The 19,113-nt window shown below is 62.7% G+C and carries 20 protein-coding genes, 1 tRNA gene and 1 riboswitch; of the genes, 12 read left to right on the forward strand and 9 right to left on the reverse strand.

Features of this window, described 5'->3' with window-relative positions; genetic code table 11:
- Positions 1 to 67: 67 nt before the first annotated feature.
- Positions 68 to 2,575, reverse strand: coding sequence for a ligase-associated DNA damage response DEXH box helicase (locus HFC70_RS01065; protein WP_168471339.1), 2,508 nt, complete (start codon positions 2,573 to 2,575; stop codon positions 68 to 70).
- 150 nt (positions 2,576 to 2,725) lie between these two features.
- Here HFC70_RS01065 and HFC70_RS01070 point away from each other — a divergent pair, with 150 nt between their 5' ends.
- On the forward strand, positions 2,726 to 3,226 hold the full coding sequence (locus tag HFC70_RS01070; protein ID WP_168471740.1) for an Rrf2 family transcriptional regulator: 501 nt from the start codon (positions 2,726 to 2,728) through the stop codon (positions 3,224 to 3,226).
- A 111-nt stretch (positions 3,227 to 3,337) separates the two neighbouring features.
- Positions 3,338 to 3,799, forward strand: coding sequence for a carboxymuconolactone decarboxylase family protein (locus HFC70_RS01075; protein WP_168471340.1), 462 nt, complete (start codon positions 3,338 to 3,340; stop codon positions 3,797 to 3,799).
- 19 nt (positions 3,800 to 3,818) lie between these two features.
- Here HFC70_RS01075 and HFC70_RS01080 read toward each other — a convergent pair whose 3' ends face one another.
- The 3 genes from HFC70_RS01080 to HFC70_RS01090 form a co-directional block, all read right to left on the reverse strand.
- On the reverse strand, positions 3,819 to 4,454 hold the full coding sequence (locus HFC70_RS01080; protein WP_168471341.1) for a YitT family protein: 636 nt from the start codon (positions 4,452 to 4,454) through the stop codon (positions 3,819 to 3,821).
- Between the two features lie 133 nt (positions 4,455 to 4,587).
- Entirely contained in the window at positions 4,588 to 5,226 is a 639-nt protein-coding gene (locus HFC70_RS01085; protein ID WP_168471342.1) for a YitT family protein, read from the reverse strand.
- 34 nt (positions 5,227 to 5,260) lie between these two features.
- Positions 5,261 to 6,289 carry a class I SAM-dependent methyltransferase gene (locus tag HFC70_RS01090; protein WP_168471343.1) on the reverse strand — a complete coding sequence of 343 codons (1,029 nt, stop codon included), beginning with the start codon at positions 6,287 to 6,289 and terminating at the stop codon, positions 5,261 to 5,263.
- Between the two features lie 144 nt (positions 6,290 to 6,433).
- Here HFC70_RS01090 and HFC70_RS01095 point away from each other — a divergent pair, with 144 nt between their 5' ends.
- The 3 genes from HFC70_RS01095 to HFC70_RS01105 are packed head-to-tail and all read left to right on the forward strand — an operon-like array spanning position 6,434 to position 8,584.
- Complete coding sequence (locus tag HFC70_RS01095; protein ID WP_168471344.1) at positions 6,434 to 6,700, forward strand: DUF6460 domain-containing protein; 267 nt, start codon at positions 6,434 to 6,436, stop codon at positions 6,698 to 6,700.
- Between the two features lies 1 nt (position 6,701).
- Positions 6,702 to 7,208 carry a CAP domain-containing protein gene (locus HFC70_RS01100; RefSeq protein WP_168471345.1) on the forward strand — a complete coding sequence of 169 codons (507 nt, stop codon included), beginning with the start codon at positions 6,702 to 6,704 and terminating at the stop codon, positions 7,206 to 7,208.
- A gap of 32 nt (positions 7,209 to 7,240) precedes the next feature.
- Positions 7,241 to 8,584, forward strand: a complete 1,344-nt coding sequence (locus HFC70_RS01105; protein WP_168471346.1) for an MATE family efflux transporter — start codon at positions 7,241 to 7,243, stop codon at positions 8,582 to 8,584.
- On the opposite strand, the gene HFC70_RS01110 is transcribed toward HFC70_RS01105, so the two are convergent.
- Both HFC70_RS01110 and HFC70_RS01115 read right to left on the reverse strand, forming a co-directional pair.
- Positions 8,560 to 9,651 (reverse strand): quinone-dependent dihydroorotate dehydrogenase, encoded by a 1,092-nt coding sequence (locus HFC70_RS01110; protein ID WP_168471347.1) that lies wholly within the window; start codon positions 9,649 to 9,651, stop codon positions 8,560 to 8,562. The genes HFC70_RS01105 and HFC70_RS01110 overlap by 25 nt on opposite strands.
- On the reverse strand, positions 9,651 to 9,995 hold the full coding sequence (locus HFC70_RS01115; protein WP_168471348.1) for a DUF952 domain-containing protein: 345 nt from the start codon (positions 9,993 to 9,995) through the stop codon (positions 9,651 to 9,653). The genes HFC70_RS01110 and HFC70_RS01115 overlap by 1 nt, the downstream gene beginning before the upstream one ends.
- A 128-nt stretch (positions 9,996 to 10,123) precedes the next feature.
- Here HFC70_RS01115 and HFC70_RS01120 point away from each other — a divergent pair, with 128 nt between their 5' ends.
- The 5 genes from HFC70_RS01120 to HFC70_RS01140 all read left to right on the forward strand — a co-directional run bounded on the left by HFC70_RS01120 (position 10,124) and on the right by HFC70_RS01140 (position 13,300).
- Positions 10,124 to 10,555 (forward strand): hypothetical protein, encoded by a 432-nt coding sequence (locus tag HFC70_RS01120; RefSeq protein ID WP_168471349.1) that lies wholly within the window; start codon positions 10,124 to 10,126, stop codon positions 10,553 to 10,555.
- Between the two features lie 87 nt (positions 10,556 to 10,642).
- Positions 10,643 to 11,290, forward strand: a complete 648-nt coding sequence (locus HFC70_RS01125; protein ID WP_168471350.1) for a response regulator transcription factor — start codon at positions 10,643 to 10,645, stop codon at positions 11,288 to 11,290.
- Positions 11,291 to 11,469: 179 nt separating this feature from the next.
- Positions 11,470 to 12,135: a helix-turn-helix transcriptional regulator gene (locus tag HFC70_RS01130; protein ID WP_168471351.1), complete on the forward strand. Its 666-nt coding sequence runs from the start codon at positions 11,470 to 11,472 to the stop codon at positions 12,133 to 12,135.
- Positions 12,136 to 12,147: 12 nt separating this feature from the next.
- Entirely contained in the window at positions 12,148 to 12,813 is a 666-nt protein-coding gene (locus tag HFC70_RS01135) for a thermonuclease family protein (protein WP_168471352.1), read from the forward strand.
- Positions 12,814 to 12,886: 73 nt separating this feature from the next.
- Positions 12,887 to 13,300, forward strand: coding sequence for a tellurite resistance TerB family protein (locus tag HFC70_RS01140; RefSeq protein WP_168471353.1), 414 nt, complete (start codon positions 12,887 to 12,889; stop codon positions 13,298 to 13,300).
- Positions 13,301 to 13,335: 35 nt separating this feature from the next.
- Here HFC70_RS01140 and HFC70_RS01145 read toward each other — a convergent pair whose 3' ends face one another.
- The gene (locus tag HFC70_RS01145) at positions 13,336 to 14,217 is read right to left on the reverse strand and encodes a transporter substrate-binding domain-containing protein (protein ID WP_168471354.1); all 882 of its coding nucleotides are present in this window, start codon (positions 14,215 to 14,217) and stop codon (positions 13,336 to 13,338) included.
- A gap of 60 nt (positions 14,218 to 14,277) precedes the next feature.
- Between HFC70_RS01145 and HFC70_RS01150 the strand changes: the two genes are divergently transcribed.
- Positions 14,278 to 16,245, forward strand: a complete 1,968-nt coding sequence (locus HFC70_RS01150) for a glycosyltransferase family 2 protein (protein WP_168471355.1) — start codon at positions 14,278 to 14,280, stop codon at positions 16,243 to 16,245.
- Positions 16,246 to 16,312: 67 nt separating this feature from the next.
- Here the strand turns inward: HFC70_RS01150 and HFC70_RS01155 are convergent.
- Positions 16,313 to 16,386: transfer RNA gene (locus HFC70_RS01155), tRNA-Gly, on the reverse strand.
- 79 nt (positions 16,387 to 16,465) lie between these two features.
- Complete coding sequence (locus tag HFC70_RS01160; RefSeq protein WP_168471356.1) at positions 16,466 to 17,563, reverse strand: 2'-deoxycytidine 5'-triphosphate deaminase; 1,098 nt, start codon at positions 17,561 to 17,563, stop codon at positions 16,466 to 16,468.
- A 75-nt stretch (positions 17,564 to 17,638) separates the two neighbouring features.
- A riboswitch (SAM riboswitch) is annotated at positions 17,639 to 17,717 on the forward strand.
- 47 nt (positions 17,718 to 17,764) lie between these two features.
- Between HFC70_RS01160 and HFC70_RS01165 the strand changes: the two genes are divergently transcribed.
- Positions 17,765 to 18,949: an O-succinylhomoserine sulfhydrylase gene (locus HFC70_RS01165; RefSeq protein WP_168471357.1), complete on the forward strand. Its 1,185-nt coding sequence runs from the start codon at positions 17,765 to 17,767 to the stop codon at positions 18,947 to 18,949.
- The last annotated feature ends 164 nt before the right edge of the window (positions 18,950 to 19,113 follow it).

Raw genomic sequence — 19,113 nt, forward strand, 5'->3', positions numbered from 1 at the left:
CCAGTGCCCACTTTCGGGCGACATGCTTAGGCACCCTTTGCCCCGGCCAGGGCGGCACTCCCAACCATCACGCCATGGCCTCGCCGATCAGGTCGTCGGCCGCTTCGGCCAGGACATGATCGTGGGCCTCGCCGGCCACCGGCTCCTTGCCAATTTCCAACATGATCGGCACGGCGAGCGGCGATATGCGCTCCAGCGCCTTGTGGACGATATGGCCGTTGATTCGCTTCAGCATATCGCCAAGCCGGGCAATATCCAAAAGTCCGTTTGCCGCATCCTGCCGGGTCGCGTGGAGCAGGATGTGGTCCGGCTCGTGGGCGCGCAGAACGTCGTAGATCAGATCGGCGGAGACCGTCACCTGCCGGCCGGACTTTTCCTTGCCGGGATGACGTTTTTCGATCAGCCCGGCGATCACTGCACAGGTGCGGAAGGTGCGTTTCAGCATCCAGGATTCGCCGAGCCAGGCTTCCAGATCGTCGCCCAGCATGTCTTCGTCGAAGAGATCGGCAAGCCTCAGGCGGCCGGAGCGGATCATCGTGCCGATATCCTCCAGACCCCAGACACCCAGCGAATAGTCCGTGGCAACGAAACCGAGCGGCTTGGCGCCCATGCGCTCCAGTCGCCGAGTCAAGAGCATGCCGAGCGTCTGGTGGGCCAGGCGGCCTTCGAAAGGGTAGATGACCATGTAGAAGCGGCTGGCGCGCGGGAAGGTCTCGACCAGCAGCTCGCCGCGCTTCGGCAGGACGGATTTCTCGCGCTGCAGTTCCAGCCATTCGCGCACCTGATCGGGCAGGACAGACCATTTGGCGCGGTCATCCAGCATAGAGCGCACCAGATCAGCGAGAAACGTGGACAACGGAAACTTGCCGCCGGCATAGGCGGGAATCTTTGGGTCCTGCGAAAAGGCGTTGGAGACGAGGCATTCGCTCTCCCGTATGCCCTCGAAGCGCAGCACCTTGCCGGAAAACAGAAACGTGTCGCCGGGGCTCAAGGACTCGGTGAAATATTCCTCGACCTTGCCGAGCGTCATGCCGCCGCGGCCGATCGAGCCGAGATGGTTGCGCTTGACGAGGCGGACATTCAGCATCGGCATTTCGACGATGGTGCCGAGATTGAGGCGGTATTGCTGGGCGGTGGCGGGATTGGAAATGCGCCAGGTGCCGTCCTTGGTCAGGCGGATCTTGGCATAGCGCTCATAGGTCTTCAGGGCATAGCCGCCGGTTGCCACAAAATCGACGATGCGGTCGAAGGTCGGCCGGTCGAGGCGGGCGTAAGGCGAGGCGGTCGTGACCTCGCGATAGAGATCGTCGGAACGGAACGGTTCGGCGCAGGCCATGCCGAGCACGTGCTGGGCCAGCACGTCGAGCGCGCCCTCGCCGACCGGCGGCGTGTCCTGCGCGCCGAGATAGTTGGCATCGAGCGCTGCCTGACATTCCATGACCTCGAAACGATTGGCCGGCACCAGAATGGCGCGGCTCGGCTCGTCCATGCGGTGATTGGCGCGGCCGATGCGCTGGGCAAGACGGCTTGCCCCCTTCGGCGCGCCGACATGGATGACCAGGTCGACATTGCCCCAGTCGATGCCGAGATCGAGCGTCGAGGTGGCGACCACGGCGCGCAGGCGGCTGTCGGCCATGGCCTGCTCCACCTTGCGGCGCTGGCCGACATCAAGGGAACCGTGATGCAGGGCGATCGGCAGGTTGTCGTCATTCACCGTCCAGAGTTCCTGGAACAGCATTTCGGCCTGGGAGCGGGTGTTGACGAACACGATCGTCATGCCGAACTGTTTCAGCGTGCGGTAGATGTCGGGAATGGCATAGCGGGCGGAATGGCCCGACCAGGGGATGCGCTGCTCTGTCTGCAGGATGGTGATATCAGGCTTGGCGCCGCCGCTGACGGTGACGAGACCGGCAAGCTGCGGCACCTTGCCCTCCTGCGCCACCAACCACTTCTGCAAATCCGGCGGTTCGGCCACGGTTGCCGACAGTCCGATGGTCTGCAGCGCTGGCGCCAGTTGCCGCAGGCGTGCCAGCCCCAGCGACAGGAGATGGCCGCGCTTGGAGGTGACCAGCGAGTGCAACTCGTCGAAGATCACATAGCGCAGGTCTTTGAAGAAGCGCGCCGCTTCGCCATTGGCCAGAAGCAGCGCCACCTGTTCCGGCGTGCTCAGCAGGATATCCGGCGGGTTCAGCTTCTGGCGCTGTCGCTTGGCGCTCGGCGTATCGCCCGTGCGTGTCTCGATGGTGATCGGCAGGCGCATCTCTTCGACCGGCCGGGTCAGGTTGCGCTCGATATCGACGGCCAGCGCCTTCAGCGGCGAGATGTAGAGCGTGTGCACGCCGGTGAAGGCCGAGCCCGGCGGGCGTTTGCCCCGTTTCGTCAGATCGACCAGCGATGGCAGGAAGCCGGCCAGGGTCTTGCCGGCGCCGGTCGGGGCGATCAGCAGCAGGCTTTCGCCCGCCTTGGCACGGGACAGCAGCTCCAGTTGATGGTCGCGCGGCTGCCAACCCTTTTCCGCAAACCAGCGGAGGAAAGGGGTGGGCAGCAATAAAGTGTCAGAATCAGCTTTTGGCACCGCCATAAGGTAGTGGCACGGCCGAAAAAGAGAAGCGGGTTCAGGGACATATTCCTCTACCACACGAGCGCGGCCCGCATGGCATGGGTTGCCGATTGACAGGCAGCATAATCACGGATATGTTTTATCCACGATTTGGAGGTGGACAAGATGAAGCTAGGAGATGGAGTCGAGCAGGCGATCCACAGCATGACAATGCTGGCCAGCCTCGAGCCCGGCAGCACGCTTTCGGCGGCCGCATTGGCGGAATTTCACGGCGTATCCCCGAGTTACCTGCTCAAGCATCTGCAATCGCTGTCGGCAGCCGGACTGGTGGATACCCTGCCCGGCCCCAAAGGGGGCTATCGGCTGGCGAAGGCGCCATCCGAGATCTCCATGCTCGACATCGTGCTTGCCGTGGAGGGGCCGCAACCGGCCTTTCGCTGCAACGAAATCCGCCAGCGGGGGCCTGATCCCCTTCCCGCCCGGTATTTTCAGAAACCCTGCGGGATCGCCGCCGTGATGCTTTCAGCAGAGCGCGTCTATCGCGCCGAGCTTGCGAAAACGAGCATCGCGGATCTGCAGAGAGATCTGCAGGCCAATGACGACGGAGGCATCGCCGCTCGCGGCTGCGCCTTCCTCGACCACCACGAACGAAAGGCCAGCCGGTAGTCAACGGCGGGCCAGCCACATCGAACATCCGCCGGCTCTACCGGTCATCATCGCAACCATAGCCGCTGGCGTGTTCCTGAAGGACCGCCCGGCCACCAAGAGGATATTGTCATGCACCAGCGTCTCGACATGGGCAAAGCGTCTCCGGCTGCCTTCAAAGCCGTTCTCAACCTCGAAAACTACGTCCAGTCCTGCGGTCTGTCCCGCGCCGACATTCATCTGATCAAGCTCAGGGCGTCGCAGATCAATGGCTGCGCCTTCTGCGTCGACATGCATGTCAAGGAAGCGCGCCATGACGGCCTCAGCGAACAGTGGATCAATCTGATGTGCGTCTGGCGGGAATCGCCGGTCTACGGGCCGCGCGAGCGGGCTTTGCTCGGCTGGGTCGACGCCGTGACCAACATCGCCTCTACCGGCGCGCAGGATGCGGAATACCAGGCCCTGCAGGCACATTTCACGGAAGAGGAGATCGTCAAGGTAACCGTCGCTATCGGCACGATCAATGTCTGGAATCGCCTGGCGGTCGGCTTGCGCTTCCAGCATCCGATCGACCAGCCGGCCAAGGCCGCCTGACCATGGGACAGCGCGACCGTTACCGCGCGATGTAGCGGTCGCGGCGGTGGTTGAAGGCGAGCGTGATGTTGAGCACCACGGCGCCGGCCACCGAGCAGGCGATGATCAGCGGGCTGGCGACGAAGAAGGAGAAAGCCAGCACCACGGCATCGAAACCCAGTTGCACCAGGCCGGCGCGCCAGCCGAACCGGTCCTGCAGGAAGAGGGCGAGAATGCCGAAACCGCCAAGGCTTGCCTGGTGGCGAAACAGCGCCAGCATGCCGGTGCCGACCAGCAGGCCGCCGAACAGCGCGGCAATCAGCGGATCGATGTCGGCAAGGCCAATATAGCGCGGCAGGGCTTCGGTCAGCAGCGAGGTCAGCGTGACGGCGGCAAAGGTCTTGAGTGTGAAGGTCAGGCCGAAGCGCTTCAAGGCCAGATAGTAGAAGGGCAGGTTGATCAGGAAGAAGATCACGCCGAAGGCGATGCCGGTCGCGTAATGCAGGAGAAAGGCGATGCCGGCCGTGCCGCCGGTCAAAAGGCCGCCGGTGGATAGCAGGAGCACGCCGAGCGAGGCCAGCATGCTACCGGCGGCCAGCCCCTGCGCATCGTCCAGAACCGAATGACGCTCGGAGCTTGAGGCCCAGAGTGCGGCAAGGGCGTTGCGTGGCGGCATGTCGGGCGGTCTCCGGCTGAGGTTCAGAACACGGGGTAGCGTCGGTCGATGAACCGCCAACCCGTGTACTGCAGCAATACGCTGCCGGCGCCGGACGTCAAGATTGCCGGATTGGGATTTGACGCCGATCGCCTTAGCGAAGGGCGATGTAGCGGTCGGAGCGGTGGTTGATGGCCAGGAACAGGTTGAGAACGACGGCGCCGATAATCGAATAGACCACCACCATGGGGCTGACCACGAAAAAGGCGCAGGCCATGACCACCAGGTCGAAGGCAAGCTGCACCAGGCCGGCGCGGATGCCGAAACGATCCTGGATATAGACGGCGAGAATGCCGAGGCCGCCGAGGCTGGCGCGATGGCGATAAAGCGCCAACAGGCCGAAGCCAAGCAGCAGGCCGCCGAGCACCGCGGCCCAGATCGGATTGATCATCTGGATCAACAAAAACCGGCTTTCGATTTCGACAAGAAAGGAAGTGGTCGCGACGGCGGCGAAGGTCTTCAGGGTGAAGTCCAGACCGACACGTTTGAAGGACAGGATGTAGAAGGGCAGGTTGAGGACGAAGAACAGGAGACCGAAGCTGATGCCGCTGGCGTAATGCAGCACGAAGGCAAGGCCTGCCATGCCGCCGGTCAGGAGGCCGACCTGCGCCAGGATATAGAGCCCAAGCGCGGAAATCATGCTGCCGGCCAGCAGGCCCTGAATGTCTTCCGCGGTCGAATGACGGGCGGGATTGGTATTCCAGATGCCGAACATGCTGCCTGCCTGCGCCATGACCATTCTCTCCGGAACTGTCGGTTGTTGGCCATCAGGATGCGCGCAGTTCCCGCTTTCGGCAAGAGCGATATGTAAGGAATGCTGACCTATCGGAAAGATCGCAATTTTCGGTCTTTCCCCTGGTTCTGCGGGCAATAAAAAGGATACCCGGAACGCGTTTCGCGCCATCCTTGCGAATGGCCGTTTTCTCCGTCGCCAGGCATCGGAATCCGAACTGCGCCAATTGCGTGCGAATATAGGATTCGGAATGCTGATATCGCATCGACTCGGCGAGGATATAGCCGTCCCCCTCGTCCGGTTCCTCCACCGAGAAGGCCAGGATTCCAAGCGGCGCGATCAGTTCAGCCGCCAACAGCAGGACGGTGTCCAGACTGCCCAGATACATCATCACGTCGGCAGCGGCGACGAGATCGGCGCGGTGCCTTGCAAGCCCGTCCGCGAAAAGACCAGACGTGTCCGGACCCAACGACAGATCGGCTTGAGCGAGCAGGTCGTAGATGCCCTTCTCCTGGGCCTTCGCCAGCATGTTGGCGGAGAGGTCGAACCCCTCCAGCCTGTCCACCCGGTCGCGGATTTCGATGCCGAACAGGCCGGTGCCGCAGCCGAGATCCACCGCAAGATCGTAGCGACGATCGGCGGTATCGATGCGTCTCAGCAAGGCGGTCAGTTTCTCGGGAATGCAGTAGTCGAGCCTCTCGACCAGGGAGATCTCGAAGCGGTCGGCATATTCGTCGAACAGTGCCTCGACATAACGGCTCGGCGGCGCCGCAGGAACGGCGGTAACGCCGAGCAGCGCCAGCTTCAGGTGGGCGCCGAACAGATCGTCCGGGTCGAGTTCCAGCAGGGTCTGCAGAGCAGAAGCTGCACCGGCGACATTGTTTGCCCTGCTACGGTATTGCGACAGCTGAAACCAACCCGCCGGCCAACCGGGGGTGAGTTCCAGCGCCTGCTCCATCAGTTCGGCGGCGGCTGCCGGATCTCCGCCTTCATCGAGCATCCGGGCATAGTCGGCCCGACGATCGGCTGTCGCGTCGCCTGAGGATAGCTGATCGTGTCGCATGAAGAGGCTCCAAGGGATGCGCGGTGGTCGCCGATGCCGGGCCAAAATACAAGCGCTATTTTCTTCGACAGCGGCGGGATTGCCGCAAATCCGCTTGCGAGCCGCGTTAAGCGTGCCTATGTCAGGACAAACAGGAGATTTCGCATGGCGGATGGCATCAACAGGTTTCTCGGCGATTCACCGGCCCGCACGGTTGTCAAGCTGGTGGTGGTGTCGCTGATCGTCGGCTTCGTGATGAGCATTTTCGGCATCTACCCGATCGACATCCTGGATGGCGTGCGCGATTTCTTCTTCGACCTATGGCACAAGGGTTTTGCGGCGCTAGGGCGGATCGGCGATTATCTGCTGCTGGGTGCCACTGTGGTCATCCCGGTCTTCATCGTGCTCAGACTGCTGAACTCCCGGGCCTGAGATGCGTCCATCATCCCTTCCTACACCGTCCCGCCGGACGCTTCTGCTATGGTCCGGCACCGCCTTGGCGGCCGGCCTTGCCGGCTGCCGCAGCAGCGATATCCTGACGACCGACAGCGGCACGTCGACCGACACGACCGAAGAGGCGCTGGCCATGGTCAATGCGCTGCGCGCCAAACGCGGCCTTTCGCCCCTGGTGGCGGACAAGCCCGCCCAGGCGGCCGCCATCATCCAGGCCAAGCGCATGGCGCGGGCCGACAAGATGGCCCATCTGATCGGTATCCGGGATGACTTCAAGGACCGCATGAAAGCCTCCGACGTCGCCCTGCCGGCCGCCGAAAACATTGCCGCCGGACAGCAGGAAACGGCGCGCGCCGTGACTGCCTGGATCGAGTCGCCGAAACACCTGGAGAACATGCTGGGCAGTTATCGGGGCTTGGGCGTTGCCGTGGCGCGCGATCCCTCTTCCGCCAACAAGCCTTATTGGGCCATGGTATTGTCGAGCTAGGTGATTCCCGCCTTGCAGACGGATGGCAAGGCATGAGCAAGACAACCTCCCCCTCCCCGGTTTTCGACGTTTCGCATCGCTCGGTGCTGGCCATTGCCGTACCGATGACGCTCGGCTTCATCACCACGCCGCTGCTCGGCCTGACCGACACCGCCGTGATCGGCCGCACAGGCGAAGCGTCAGCCCTTGCGGGACTGGCGATCGCCGCCGCGCTGTTCGACCTCCTGTTTTCCAGCCTCAATTTCCTGCGGGCCTCGACAACTGCGTTGACCGCGCAAGCCGAAGGACGGCGCGATAGCGCAGAGGTGTTTGCCGTGTTCTGGCGCTCCATGGCACTGTCGGTCGGCTTCGGCCTGTTGATCCTGGCGCTCTCGCCGCTGATCATCGGGACGGGCCTGGCGCTGATGGGGGCGGAGGGTGCGGTGGCGGAAGCAGCGGCGACCTATATCGCCATCCGCATTGTGGCAGGTCCCCTGACCCTGTCGAATTTCACGTTGCTAGGTTTCGTTCTGGGCCGCGGCATGGGCTCGGTCGGGCTCGCGCTGCAGATCCTGTTGAACGGCGTCAACATCGTCATGTCGATCACGCTCGGGCTGATCTATGGCTGGGGTATTGCAGGCGTTGCCTGGGGCACGGTGATCGGCGAGGCAGCGGCGGTGCTGGCCGGCATGGCGTTCGTGTTCTGGCGCTATGGCCGCGCTGCTCTGCCGCAACTGTCGATGCTGACCGACGCGGCCAGACTCAGGGGCCTGTTCCGGCTGAACCGCGACATCCTGATCCGCACCTTCGCGCTCACCACCGCCTTTATCGTGATGACCAGGATCGGCGCGAGCTTTGGCGCGGTGACGCTGGCGGCCAACGCGGTGCTGATGAACTTCTTCATGATCGCCAGCTTCTATCTCGACGGTATTGCCACGGCTGCCGAGCAGATCACCGGCCAGGCGGTCGGGGCACGCTGCCGCAAAGCTTTCGAGACGGCCGTCAAGCTCACCGGCATCTGGTCGCTGGGGCTGGCACTTCTGAGCGTCGCCTTCTTCCTCGGGCTTGGCGAGGCAATCATCGGCTTCATCACAACCGCGCCGGATGTGCGCACCGAAGCCGTGCGCTACCTGCCGTATGCCGCGCTGACGGCGCTGACCGGCGCACTGGCCTTCCAGATGGATGGCGTGTTCATCGGCGCCAGCTGGTCGGCCGCGATGCGCAACATGATGATCCTGTCGCTGGCCGGCTACTTGGCCTGCGTGGCGCTGCTGGTGCCGCTGATGGGCAATGACGGCCTGTGGATCGCGCTCAACCTGTTCCTCGCCTTACGCGGCCTTCTGCTTTTGGCGCGGCTCAGGTCGAAGCTCGATCAGACCTTCACCGACAGCCAGTGATCCAGCCGGCTGTCACGCAGGTCACGGATCGACGCGACGCCTTCTCGGTCGAGCAGTTTCGACAAATCGCGGACGATGCGGGCCGGCAGGCCGGGACCTTCATAGACCATGCAGGAATAAAGCTGCACCAGATCGGCGCCGGCGCGGATCTTTTCCAGCGCCGTTTCGGCCGAAGACACACCGCCGACGCCGATGATCGGCATATCGGGGCCGACGCGGCTGCGCATGCGGGCGAGGACTGCGGTCGATTTTTCAAACAGCGGCCGCCCGGACAGGCCACCGGCTTCGCCGGCCTGGTGCTGGTCCTTCAGACCTTCGCGCGACAGCGTCGTGTTGGAAACGATCAGTCCGTCGAGATTATGGGCCAGCGCCTCGGCGGCAATATCGTCCATACCCTCCTCGGTCAGATCCGGAGCGATCTTCAAAAAGACCGGCAGCGGGCGGCCGAGCTTCTGGGATTCCGTATCGCGGGCGGCCAGAACGGCACTCAACAGAGCCGACAGGCTGTCGCGCGCCTGCAGATCGCGCAGGCCTGGCGTGTTGGGCGAGGAAATATTGGCGGTGAAATAGCTCGCCAGCGAGGCGAAACGACGAATGCCGGCCACGTAGTCGGCGACGCGGTCTTCGCTGTCCTTGTTGGCACCGATATTGACGCCGACGATACCGCCTTTCTGCGCGCGGGCGGTAAGGCGCGCGAAGGCGGCGTCATGGCCCTCGTTGTTGAAGCCGAGCCGGTTGATCACCGCGCCGTCGGCTTCCAGCCGGAAGATGCGGGGCTTGGGATTGCCAGATTGCGGCCTTGGCGTCAGCGTGCCGATTTCGGCAAAGCCGAAACCGAGGCGCAAGAGCGCGTCCGGCACTTCGGCATTCTTGTCGAAGCCGGCCGCCATGCCGAGCGGATTGGCGAAGCTGAGGCCGGCCACCGTCTGGACGAGGCGCGGATCGGCGGCTGGGCGGCAGGCCGGAAACAGTCCTGTCTTCAGTCCCGCGATCGACAGGCCATGAGCGGTTTCCGGATCGAACAGGAAGAGGCCCTTGCGGGCGAAACTCTTGAACACATCGATCATCACGGCATCTCCGGGAAAACGTGGAGCCCTGCGGCATCGAGCGGCAGGGGCTTTTCCCACAACACCGCCGCCAGAGGCAGATCCGCATAGAGATGCGGGAAAAGATCGCCGCCGCGCGACGGCTCGAATTTCAGCGCTTCGCCCAGAGCCGCGGTCTCGACCGCGACCAGCAGCAGGCCATTGACGCCGGCAAAATGCAGCCGCGCCGTCTGCACCGCCTGGCTGGCTGTTGAAAAATGGATGTAACCATCGCTCAGATCGATCGCCGCACCCTTGAAGACGCCGGCTTCGCGGGCTTTCTGCCATAATTCCATCGGCACGATCTTGTAGATTATGGCTGGCATGGGGGCTGACACGGGTATTAGTCCTTGTTCGGCATTCAAGCTACCGAGGGATTTGCCGCAAATGCGGCCTCTTGTCCACGGCTGACGGGCGGGGGCGATGCAGATGCACCCATTTTTGGAGGATCGCAATGAAGTCGACAACACTGCTGGCCATCGTCGCCGCAAGCCTGCTGGCCTCCGCCGCCTTGGCGCAGGAAGTCAGCGAGACCGGCCGCTTCCAGATGGAAAAAAGCGAGGATGGATTCGTCCGGCTCGACACGCGCACCGGTGCTATGACGCTGTGCCGCGAGAAGGACGGCGCGCTGGTCTGCCTGATGGCGGCCGACGAGCGGGCGGCCTACGAAGAAGATCTGGCGCTGCTCGAAAAGCGGGTACAGGCACTGGAACAACTCAGCCAGACCGGCAGCGGTCTTGCCGCCCCCAGTGCGACACCGTCCGACGAGGAGGTCGAGCGCTCGATCGGCATTATGGAACGCTTCATGCGCAGCTTTTTCGGGCTGGTCGAGGAGTTCAAGCAAAACGAGGAAAACCCTGCACCGGGAGTCCCACAGAAAACATAGACTATTGTATATATTCTCCGGTGCCGCTAAAAGAACAAACATCGGTACCGGCGGTTGCCGGGAGAGGCTCTTGGGAGGGGGCAATCCATGACAGAACGCACGATTATCATTGCAGACGATCATCCGTTGTTTCGTGGCGCGTTGCGTCAGGCCGTCAGTGGTATGGAGGGGCCTCAGACGATCGTCGAGGCCGGCGATTTCGAGGCGGCCCGCCGCGTCGCCGCACTTCACCCCGAAGCCGATGTCATGCTGCTTGATCTGGCCATGCCAGGGGTCAGCGGTTTTTCCGGACTGATGTCACTCCGGGCCGAATTTGCCAACCTGCCGATCGTCATCGTGTCGGCCACCGACGATCCGACGACCATTCGCCGGGCCATCGAGCTTGGCGCATCCGGCTTCATTTCCAAATCCTCCGGGATCGACGATATACGCGCCGGCATCCAGTCGGTTCTGGAAGGCGATGTCTGGACACCGCGCTCCTACCACGGCGGCCAGGAACACGATCCCGATGTCGCCGACCTGATCAACCGCTTGCGCACCCTCACCCCGCAGCAGAGCCGCGTGCTGGGCATGCTGGGCGAAGGCCTGCTCAACAAGCAGATCGCCTATGAACTGGGCGTGTCGGAAGCCACGATCAAGGCCCATGTCTCGGCGATTCTCTTGAAGCTGAAGGTCGACAGCCGCACCCAGGCCGTCATCCAGCTCGGCAAGATCAACATGGCGATGGTGGCCTGAAACGGTATCTGCCAAGAAGCAGGGATGCGAAAATCTTTCCGGATGCTTGGCGCCGGAAAGAAAGAGGATTTTATTCCTTTCTTCTTTACTCCGAAGGCCGGCTTGATTAAAGTCGCTGCATTGCACGGTGGAGAGCGGGACCAGGGCATCGCTTCCCCGGCTTTGGGGCACGGGCGACAATGCTGTCACACGAAAAAATCTGGGGCGCCATCGACAGGCTTGCCGAGCAACATCAACTGACCGCCTCCGGCCTGGCGCGCCGCGCCGGGCTCGACCCGACATCCTTCAACAAATCCAAGCGGACCGGACCGGATGGGCGACAGCGCTGGCCCTCGACCGAATCCATTTCGAAAGTGCTGGACGCCACCGGCGCCAGCATCGACCAGTTCATGAGCTTCATCGGCGCCGGCTCGTCCGGCCGCGGCATGAGTGAGAGCAGCATTGCGCCGCAAGCCCGCGACATCCCCCTCTTGGGCTTTGCCCAGGCCGGCGCCGGCGGGTTCTTCGACGATGGTGGATTTCCCGCCGGCCAGGGCTGGGATGTCGTCGAGTTTCCGGCCTCGCCGTCACGCAACGCCAATGTCTATGCGCTGGAAGTACAGGGCGACAGCATGATGCCGCTCTACCGGGACGGCGATGTGCTGATCGTCGAGCCTGGCGCGCAGGTGCGCCGCGGCGACAGGGTGGTGGTGAAAACCCGCGACGGCGAAGTGATGGCCAAGATCCTTGGCCGGCACAGCGCACGCTCGATTGAGCTCCTGTCGCTCAATCCGGAACACGCCAACCGCAGTCTCGATCTCACCGACGTGGACTGGATGGCGCGGATCATCTGGGCAAGCCAATAGGATGATTGACCGATGCGGCCAGTCGGCACTTTCTTAACCGGTCTTGCCGGAGTCGGCCTCTGGAGCCTCGCCCTGATGTTTCTCTCCACCGATCTGAGGCAGACACCCGACAGGGCCGAGGAGATGGCCGACGAACTGGTCATCAGCGAGGCGCCGAAGGACAAGCCCCCGATCATCGAAACCCGGCCCGTGCGGCCCATCAGCCCCGATACTTTCGCATCCCCGGTTGCGGCAAGCGACACCGGCGGCTTCGAGCGCATCGCGCCACGGCCAGACCCGGCGCCGGCCAAACCGGAAAGAGTGGCCGTCCTGCCCCGACCGCAGACCATCGACGCCGGGCGCATGGCGTTCGGCGCCCGCACCCTGCAACTGCGCGGCGTGAAGCCGACGGAGCGCCAGCGGCTCTGTCAAAACAGCGACGGGACGCCATGGCCCTGCGGCATGGTGGCGCGAACCCAGCAGCGGCTGTTCCTCAGAAACCGATCCGTCGCCTGCGATATCGCCAGCGCCAACTGGACGGGAACGATCGTGGCAGCCTGCCGCATCGGCGACATGGATATCGCCGAATGGCTGATCAGCAACGGCTGGACGGAAGCGGCAGACGATCCGGCGCTGATGACGCTTTCCGAGGCTGCCCGATCAGCCAGGCTCGGTCTCTTTGGCGACGATCCGCGGTAAAGGCAATGGCTGCGTCTTGAAAGGCGGCAAGTCACTTCTTACTCTTGCGGATAGACAACGAGGTTCCTGACAGATGAATAGCCCGCTTACCACCCATGACGCCCTGATTTTTGCAATGGTCATGGTCTCCGCCGTCGATAATTCCATGAATGACAAGGAGTTGGAACGCATCGGCCAATTGGTCGACTTTCTGCCGGTCTTCAAGGGTTTCGAAAAAGCCGAACTGATCGCCGTCTCCAAGCGCTGCGCGGACATGCTGGCCGGGCCGGAAGGCCTCGATATCGCGCTTGAGACGATCCGCGATACCCTGCCGCCGCGGCTGTTCGACACGGCCTATGCGCTGGCGGTGGAAGTGGCCTCTGTCGACCTGGAAATCCGCCCGGAAGAGATTCGCATGCTGCAATTGCTGCGCGATCGGCTGTCCCTGGACAAGCTGACCTGTGCTGCCATCGAGCGCAGCGCCATCGCCCGCTACCGCAAGGCCTGACACGGCAGACAGCAAGCACTTGCGACGATTGCCGCTCAGTAAAGCCCGAGGGGGAAGTAGCGCAGCGAAATCTCCTTTAGCCGGCCCTTGCGCGACAGAGCGGCCAATGCGCTGTCGAAGGCTTCGGCCAGAAACCGGTCCTCCTGCCGCATCATGATGGTCAGGCCCTCTCCGAGAAACCGTTCGGAGACGAAGGGTCCGTCAAGGAAGGCGCAGCATTGCGCCGACGCATCCGATGCCAGCCAGAACGACAATTGCAGGCCATCGGCAAAGGCTGCATCGATATCACCCTTCTTCAAGGCGTCGAGCATGGCGCTGCGATTATCGAAGGGCACGCCGCGCAAATCGGGGAAGAATGCCTTGAGCATGGCTTCATGGGCGGTGGCTGTGACGACGCCAACGGATTTTTCCCGCAGCGCTCCGATCGTCTCCCCTTCAAGCCGCGCGCTGCGATTGCGGACGAACCGCGCCGGCAGCATCACGAAGGGTCGCGAAAAGGCGAAAGACCGCCGAAGCTCGCCCGTCACCGCCGTGCCGGCGATCACCGCGTCGCCCTGCTTGTTGGTCAGGGCCGCCTGCAGATCGGCAAAGGGCATGGCCTGGATCTGGCATTTGGCTTCGATGCCCAGTTCGACACAGATCTCTCGGACCAGATCGACGTGAAATCCGGCGAGATGACCGGTCTGGTCGATGAAATTGAAGGGCGGAAAATCCGTCGTGGTGAGAAATCGCAGGCGCAGCAATACGGAGAGATCCGGCCTAGGCAGCCGCTCGCGGGCATCGAACAGAACGGGGAAGTCCGGAGCCGCGCCGTCGGCGGCGCATACCGCCTGGGGTGCCGCCAAGCCAAGACATACGGCCGCGACCATTGCGCTTGCCCCCTTTAAACCTAGGGATGAAACTCCTGCGCGTATCATTATGATCCATTCCGGGGATAATCTGGGGCGTCATCGATCTGGTGACGGTTTAGCAGAGGAATGCGGGCTGGGGAACATGAAAGGCTGGCGCTAACGCTGGCCGTCGGGTCTCGAATTGTGCCGATCGGTGCCGCGCCAGCGAGCGCAGTCCCGGATCGGGATGCCGTCTCCGCCCTCTGGGACGAGGCCCTCGTCCTCAAGCAACTGGGCATCGGCAAGCCTTTGATCGCCCGTATGGCGCAAAGGGCATTGCGCAACCGCACGACGATCGAGCGGGAACTGCTGCACGGTGGCGGGGTGCGGGAGGACGCCTATTATGCGGGCATGGCGCGCCTGGCAGGCCTGCCCTTCGTGGAGGCAATCGAAGATGGCCAGGTCACCGATATCCGCGGTCTGGATAGCCAGTTGCAAAGACCCACCCAGATCCGCTTGAACCATGGCCACAAGCCGCCGGTGACGGTGATCGTGCCGGAAGCGCGCCGGTTTGCGGATCTGACGGCGACGCTTGCCCGGCTTCCGGATCTGCGGACATCCCTGGCTATTGCCGCCCCCTCGACGGTTCGGCAGGCGGTGTGGCGCGCCGGTGCCCGTCGTCGATCGCACGCGGCGGTCAATGGGTTGTTCGAGGCAGACCCACGTTTTTCCGCGCGGGTCGTGCTGGCGGGACGGCAGGGCTTCTGGATCGGCAGCCTGCTGACAGCATTCCTGGCAAGCCTGCTTCTTGAGACCGACGCGACCTTACTGGTGCTGCATATCGTGCTGACACTCATCTTCTTCCTGTCACTGATGCCGCGCCTCACGGCGGTGGTGCAATCCCGCCGGTCCCGACCGTCGGCCATGCCGGCCCTGTTGCCGGGCCAAGCTCTGCCGGTCTATTCGGTGATGGTGGCGCTTTACCAGGAGACCGAGGTCGTCAGCCAGCTTTTGACCTCGCTCGACAGGTTGAACTGGCCGAAGTCGCGCCTCGATATCAAATTGGTCTGCGAAGAAGACGACCTGGGCACGATCGCGGCGATCAAGGCACTGGAGCCAGGCCCACAGTTCGAGATTGTCGAAGTTCCGGCTTGCGGCCCACGCACCAAGCCGAAGGCGCTGACCTACGCACTGGCGGGCGTACGCGGTGACTATGTCGCCATATTCGATGCGGAGGACCGTCCGCATCCCGACCAGTTGCTCGAGGCCTATCAGCATTTTTCATGCACTCCGGACGACATCGCCTGCCTGCAGGCGCCGCTGATCATTGCCAATGCCAAGGCCAGTTGCATCAGCGCACTGTTTTCGCTGGAGTATTCGGCGCTGTTTCGCGGGTTGCTACCCTTTCTGGCGCGCCACAGCATGCCGCTGCCGCTCGGCGGCACCTCCAATCACTTCAGGACGCACCTGCTGCGGGCGGCAGGCGGATGGGATCCGTATAACGTGACCGAAGATGCCGATATCGGCCTCAGGCTCTATCGCCTCGGCTACCGGGCCGAGGTCATTCGTCGCCAGACGCTCGAAGATGCGCCGACCTCGATCCCGGTCTGGACCGGACAGAGAACGCGGTGGTTCAAGGGCTGGCTGCAGACCTGGCTGGTGGTGATGCGGTCGCCGTCCCTCGCCATTGCCGAAATGGGGCCATGCGCCTTTGTGGTCTTCCAGCTGCTGATCGGCGGGATGCTGCTTTCGTCGCTGGCCCATCCCGTCATGATCCTGTTTTTGACCCAATCGACCCTTGCGATGATGAGGTCGCCCGGCACAGCAATGTCGGTCCTGGATAAGGTGCTGTTCTACACCGACATGATCAATGTACTGGGAAGCTACGCCACCTTCCTGGCGCTCGGCGCCACCAAGATGACGCGCTTTGAAACTCGGCTGGTGAGCTGGCGCTGGATCTTCATTCCGGTTTACTGGCTGATGATGTCGATGGCGGCCTGGCGCGCCGTATTCGAACTGCGCTCGCGGCCGTTCTTCTGGAACAAGACACCGCATAGGCCAACGGCGGCGCGACCGGAGAAAGAGGCCGTGAACGGCACCGCACCGCGGCCATAGGTTTCGCGCGCCAGGCTCAAAGCATGTCTGACGTGCAAGCCGTTGGTAGCAGGGAGATATGAGGAAATGGAGCGGGTGAAGGGAATCGAACCCTCGTATTCAGCTTGGGAAGCTGCTGCTCTACCATTGAGCTACACCCGCGATTGCCGCAGAAGTCCTACAGTTGCCGCTTTCTGTCAAGAGCGACGGGCTGTCAAGAGCGACGGGGAGTTCGAACATCTCAGGCGGCCCGGAAATGCTTGGACAATTTCAGGCCCTGGGCCTGGTAATTGGAGCCGAGGCCGCTGCCGTAGAGCCCCTGCGGGCGTTCCTGCATGTGTTCGTAGACGAGGCGGCCGATGACCTGGCCGTGTTCGAGAATGAACGGCACCTCGTGGCTGCGCACCTCAAGCACGGCACGGCTGCCGGTGCCGCCGGCTGCCGCATGGCCGAAGCCCGGATCGAAGAAGCCGGCGTAGTGAACGCGGAATTCGCCGACCAGCGGATCATAGGGGGTCATTTCGGCGGCATACATCGGCGGCACATGCACCGCCTCGTTGGAAACCAGAATATAGAATTCGTCGGGATCGAGGATCAGTTCGTCGCGGCCGCGGCTATAGAGCGGTTCCCAGAAATCCAGCACATCATGGACACCTTTGCGGTCGACATCGATGACCGAGGTATGGTGCTTGCCGCGATAGCCGAGCAGTCCGTCCGGTCCGGTCCCCTTCAGGTCGATCGACAGCGCGATGCCGCCGCCCGACACATTGGGGGCTTCGCTGGCAACCAGGGTCTCGGTGCGGTGCAATTCGAGAAGTTCGCTCTCGCCGAGCAGCGACTGGCCAATGCGAAAGCGGATCTGCGACAGGCGCGAGCCGCGGCGCACGATGACCGGGAAGGTGCGCGGGCTGATTTCCAGATAGAGAGGACCTTTGTATCCGGCCGGGATCTTGTCGAATTCCTGGGCATGATCGACCATGACGCGAGTAAAAATGTCGAGCCGGCCGGTCGAGCTTTTCGGATTGGCCGAGGCCGACATTGCGGCCGGCAGATCGAGGCTTTCCATCAACGGCACGATGTAGACGCAGCCGGTTTCCAGCACGGCGCCGTTTTCGAGATCGATTTCGTGCAGCGTCAAGCGCTCCAGCTTGTCGGCAACTTTTGCATCTCGGCCCGGCATGAAACTGGCGCGCACACGCAGCGCTTTCGAGCCTAGGCGCAGGTCGAGGCTGGCCGGCTGGATCTGGTCGGCGTCGAGTGCCGCCTCGCTTTTCAGGCCACCCGAGGCGAACAGCGCCTCGATGGCGCGATCGGCCAGAATTCCCTTCGTCCTCGTCATGTCCATCACCTTCGATTTTGGCCCGACAAAACCAAAGTCGAGGAATTGACGCAAGCCCGAGATCGGCGTAATTGAGCCTTATCCCGTGGTGATTTGGCCGGTCGGCTTGCAGCCACGTTAAACAAATGGCTAAATAGACCGGGTACTCAAAACCGGTCCGTATTCGCGGCCGGTTTTTTTGTATTTGAAAGGCGTGATGGCATGAGCAAGAATTGGCGTCCGGCAACGCAACTGGTCCATGGCGGGACCCTGCGCTCGCAATATGGCGAAACCTCCGAAGCGATCTTCCTGACCCAGGGCTTCGTCTACGACTCGTCCGAGGCCGCCGAAGCGCGCTTCAAGGGCGAGACCGATGGTTTCATCTATGCGCGCTACGGCAGCCCGACCAATGACATGTTTGAAAAGCGCATGTGCATGCTGGAAGGCGCCGAAGAGGCTCGCGCCACCGCATCCGGCATGGCCGCCGTTTCTGCTGCCCTTCTCTGCCAGCTGAAGGCCGGCGACCATATCGTTGCTGCCCGCGCCCTGTTCGGCTCCTGCCGCTGGGTGGTCGAAACGCTGGCGCCGCGCTACGGTATCGAATTCACGCTGATCGACGGACGCGACCTTGCCAATTGGGAAAAAGCGATCCGGAAGAACACCAAGGTGTTTTTCCTCGAAAGCCCGACCAATCCGACGCTCGAAGTGGTTGATATTGCAGGTGTCGCCAAGCTTGCCAACCAGATCGGCGCCAAGGTCGTGGTCGACAACGTATTTGCCACCCCGCTCTATCAGAAGCCGCTGGAACTCGGCGCCCATATTGTCGTCTATTCGGCCACCAAGCATATCGACGGCCAGGGCCGATGCCTGGGCGGCGTCGTGCTCTCCGACAAGGAATGGGTCGACGAACACCTGCACGATTATTTCCGCCATACCGGCCCAGCGATGTCGCCGTTCAACGCCTGGACGTTGCTCAAGGGCGTGGAGACGCTGGCGCTCCGGGTCAAGCAGCAGACCCAGACCGCAGCAAGGATCGCGGACTTCCTGGCCGAACAGAACCAGGTGGCCAAGGTGATCTATCCGGGCCGCGCCGACCATCCGCAAGCCGATATCGTCGCCAAGCAGATGAGCGGCGGCTCGACCCTGGTGGCGTTCGAGCTGAAGGGCGGCAAGGAGGCGGCATTCGCGCTGCAGAACGCGCTCGACATCGTGCTGATTTCCAACAATCTCGGCGATGCCAAGACGCTGATCACCCATCCGGCGACCACGACCCATAAGAACCTCACCGATGAGGCCCGTGCGGAACTCGGCATTTCCGGCGGGACGGTGCGTCTTTCCTGCGGCATCGAGGATACGGACGATCTTCTCGAGGATTTTGCACAGGCATTGCGGGCCGTTTCGGCCTGAACCCCATGGCCCGCCCGGCATCATTTGCGGGCGGGCCTGATCTGTTTACCTAAACTATTAGCGTTAAGACGAAAAAGGGCCGCTTGAACGGCCTCAAAATCCGTTGGGATTGTTGCATTTCTTGACGCCAATCCCATCCTATAGAATATGCTTAGTAGATCTTT

It is taken from the genome of Agrobacterium sp. a22-2 (assembly GCF_012276985.1).
GTDB lineage: Bacteria > Pseudomonadota > Alphaproteobacteria > Rhizobiales > Rhizobiaceae > Allorhizobium.

Excerpts from the sequence above, each read along its gene's own strand:
- HFC70_RS01135 (WP_168471352.1), top strand. The coding sequence starts at position 12,148 with ATGCGGCCAGTCGGCACTTTCTTAACCGGTCTTGCCGGAGTCGGCCTC.
- HFC70_RS01095 (WP_168471344.1), top strand. The coding sequence starts at position 6,434 with ATGGCGGATGGCATCAACAGGTTTCTCGGCGATTCACCGGCCCGCACG.
- HFC70_RS01080 (WP_168471341.1), bottom strand. The coding sequence starts at position 4,454 with ATGCCGCCACGCAACGCCCTTGCCGCACTCTGGGCCTCAAGCTCCGAG.
- HFC70_RS01110 (WP_168471347.1), bottom strand. The coding sequence starts at position 9,651 with ATGATCGATGTGTTCAAGAGTTTCGCCCGCAAGGGCCTCTTCCTGTTC.
- HFC70_RS01165 (WP_168471357.1), top strand. The coding sequence starts at position 17,765 with ATGAGCAAGAATTGGCGTCCGGCAACGCAACTGGTCCATGGCGGGACC.
- HFC70_RS01115 (WP_168471348.1), bottom strand. The coding sequence starts at position 9,995 with ATGCCAGCCATAATCTACAAGATCGTGCCGATGGAATTATGGCAGAAA.
- HFC70_RS01145 (WP_168471354.1), bottom strand. The coding sequence starts at position 14,217 with ATGATACGCGCAGGAGTTTCATCCCTAGGTTTAAAGGGGGCAAGCGCA.
- HFC70_RS01100 (WP_168471345.1), top strand. The coding sequence starts at position 6,702 with ATGCGTCCATCATCCCTTCCTACACCGTCCCGCCGGACGCTTCTGCTA.
- HFC70_RS01120 (WP_168471349.1), top strand. The coding sequence starts at position 10,124 with ATGAAGTCGACAACACTGCTGGCCATCGTCGCCGCAAGCCTGCTGGCC.
- HFC70_RS01090 (WP_168471343.1), bottom strand. The coding sequence starts at position 6,289 with ATGCGACACGATCAGCTATCCTCAGGCGACGCGACAGCCGATCGTCGG.
- HFC70_RS01125 (WP_168471350.1), top strand. The coding sequence starts at position 10,643 with ATGACAGAACGCACGATTATCATTGCAGACGATCATCCGTTGTTTCGT.
- HFC70_RS01070 (WP_168471740.1), top strand. The coding sequence starts at position 2,726 with ATGAAGCTAGGAGATGGAGTCGAGCAGGCGATCCACAGCATGACAATG.
- HFC70_RS01160 (WP_168471356.1), bottom strand. The coding sequence starts at position 17,563 with ATGACGAGGACGAAGGGAATTCTGGCCGATCGCGCCATCGAGGCGCTG.
- HFC70_RS01140 (WP_168471353.1), top strand. The coding sequence starts at position 12,887 with ATGAATAGCCCGCTTACCACCCATGACGCCCTGATTTTTGCAATGGTC.
- HFC70_RS01075 (WP_168471340.1), top strand. The coding sequence starts at position 3,338 with ATGCACCAGCGTCTCGACATGGGCAAAGCGTCTCCGGCTGCCTTCAAA.
- HFC70_RS01150 (WP_168471355.1), top strand. The coding sequence starts at position 14,278 with ATGCGGGCTGGGGAACATGAAAGGCTGGCGCTAACGCTGGCCGTCGGG.
- HFC70_RS01105 (WP_168471346.1), top strand. The coding sequence starts at position 7,241 with ATGAGCAAGACAACCTCCCCCTCCCCGGTTTTCGACGTTTCGCATCGC.
- HFC70_RS01130 (WP_168471351.1), top strand. The coding sequence starts at position 11,470 with ATGCTGTCACACGAAAAAATCTGGGGCGCCATCGACAGGCTTGCCGAG.
- HFC70_RS01085 (WP_168471342.1), bottom strand. The coding sequence starts at position 5,226 with ATGGCGCAGGCAGGCAGCATGTTCGGCATCTGGAATACCAATCCCGCC.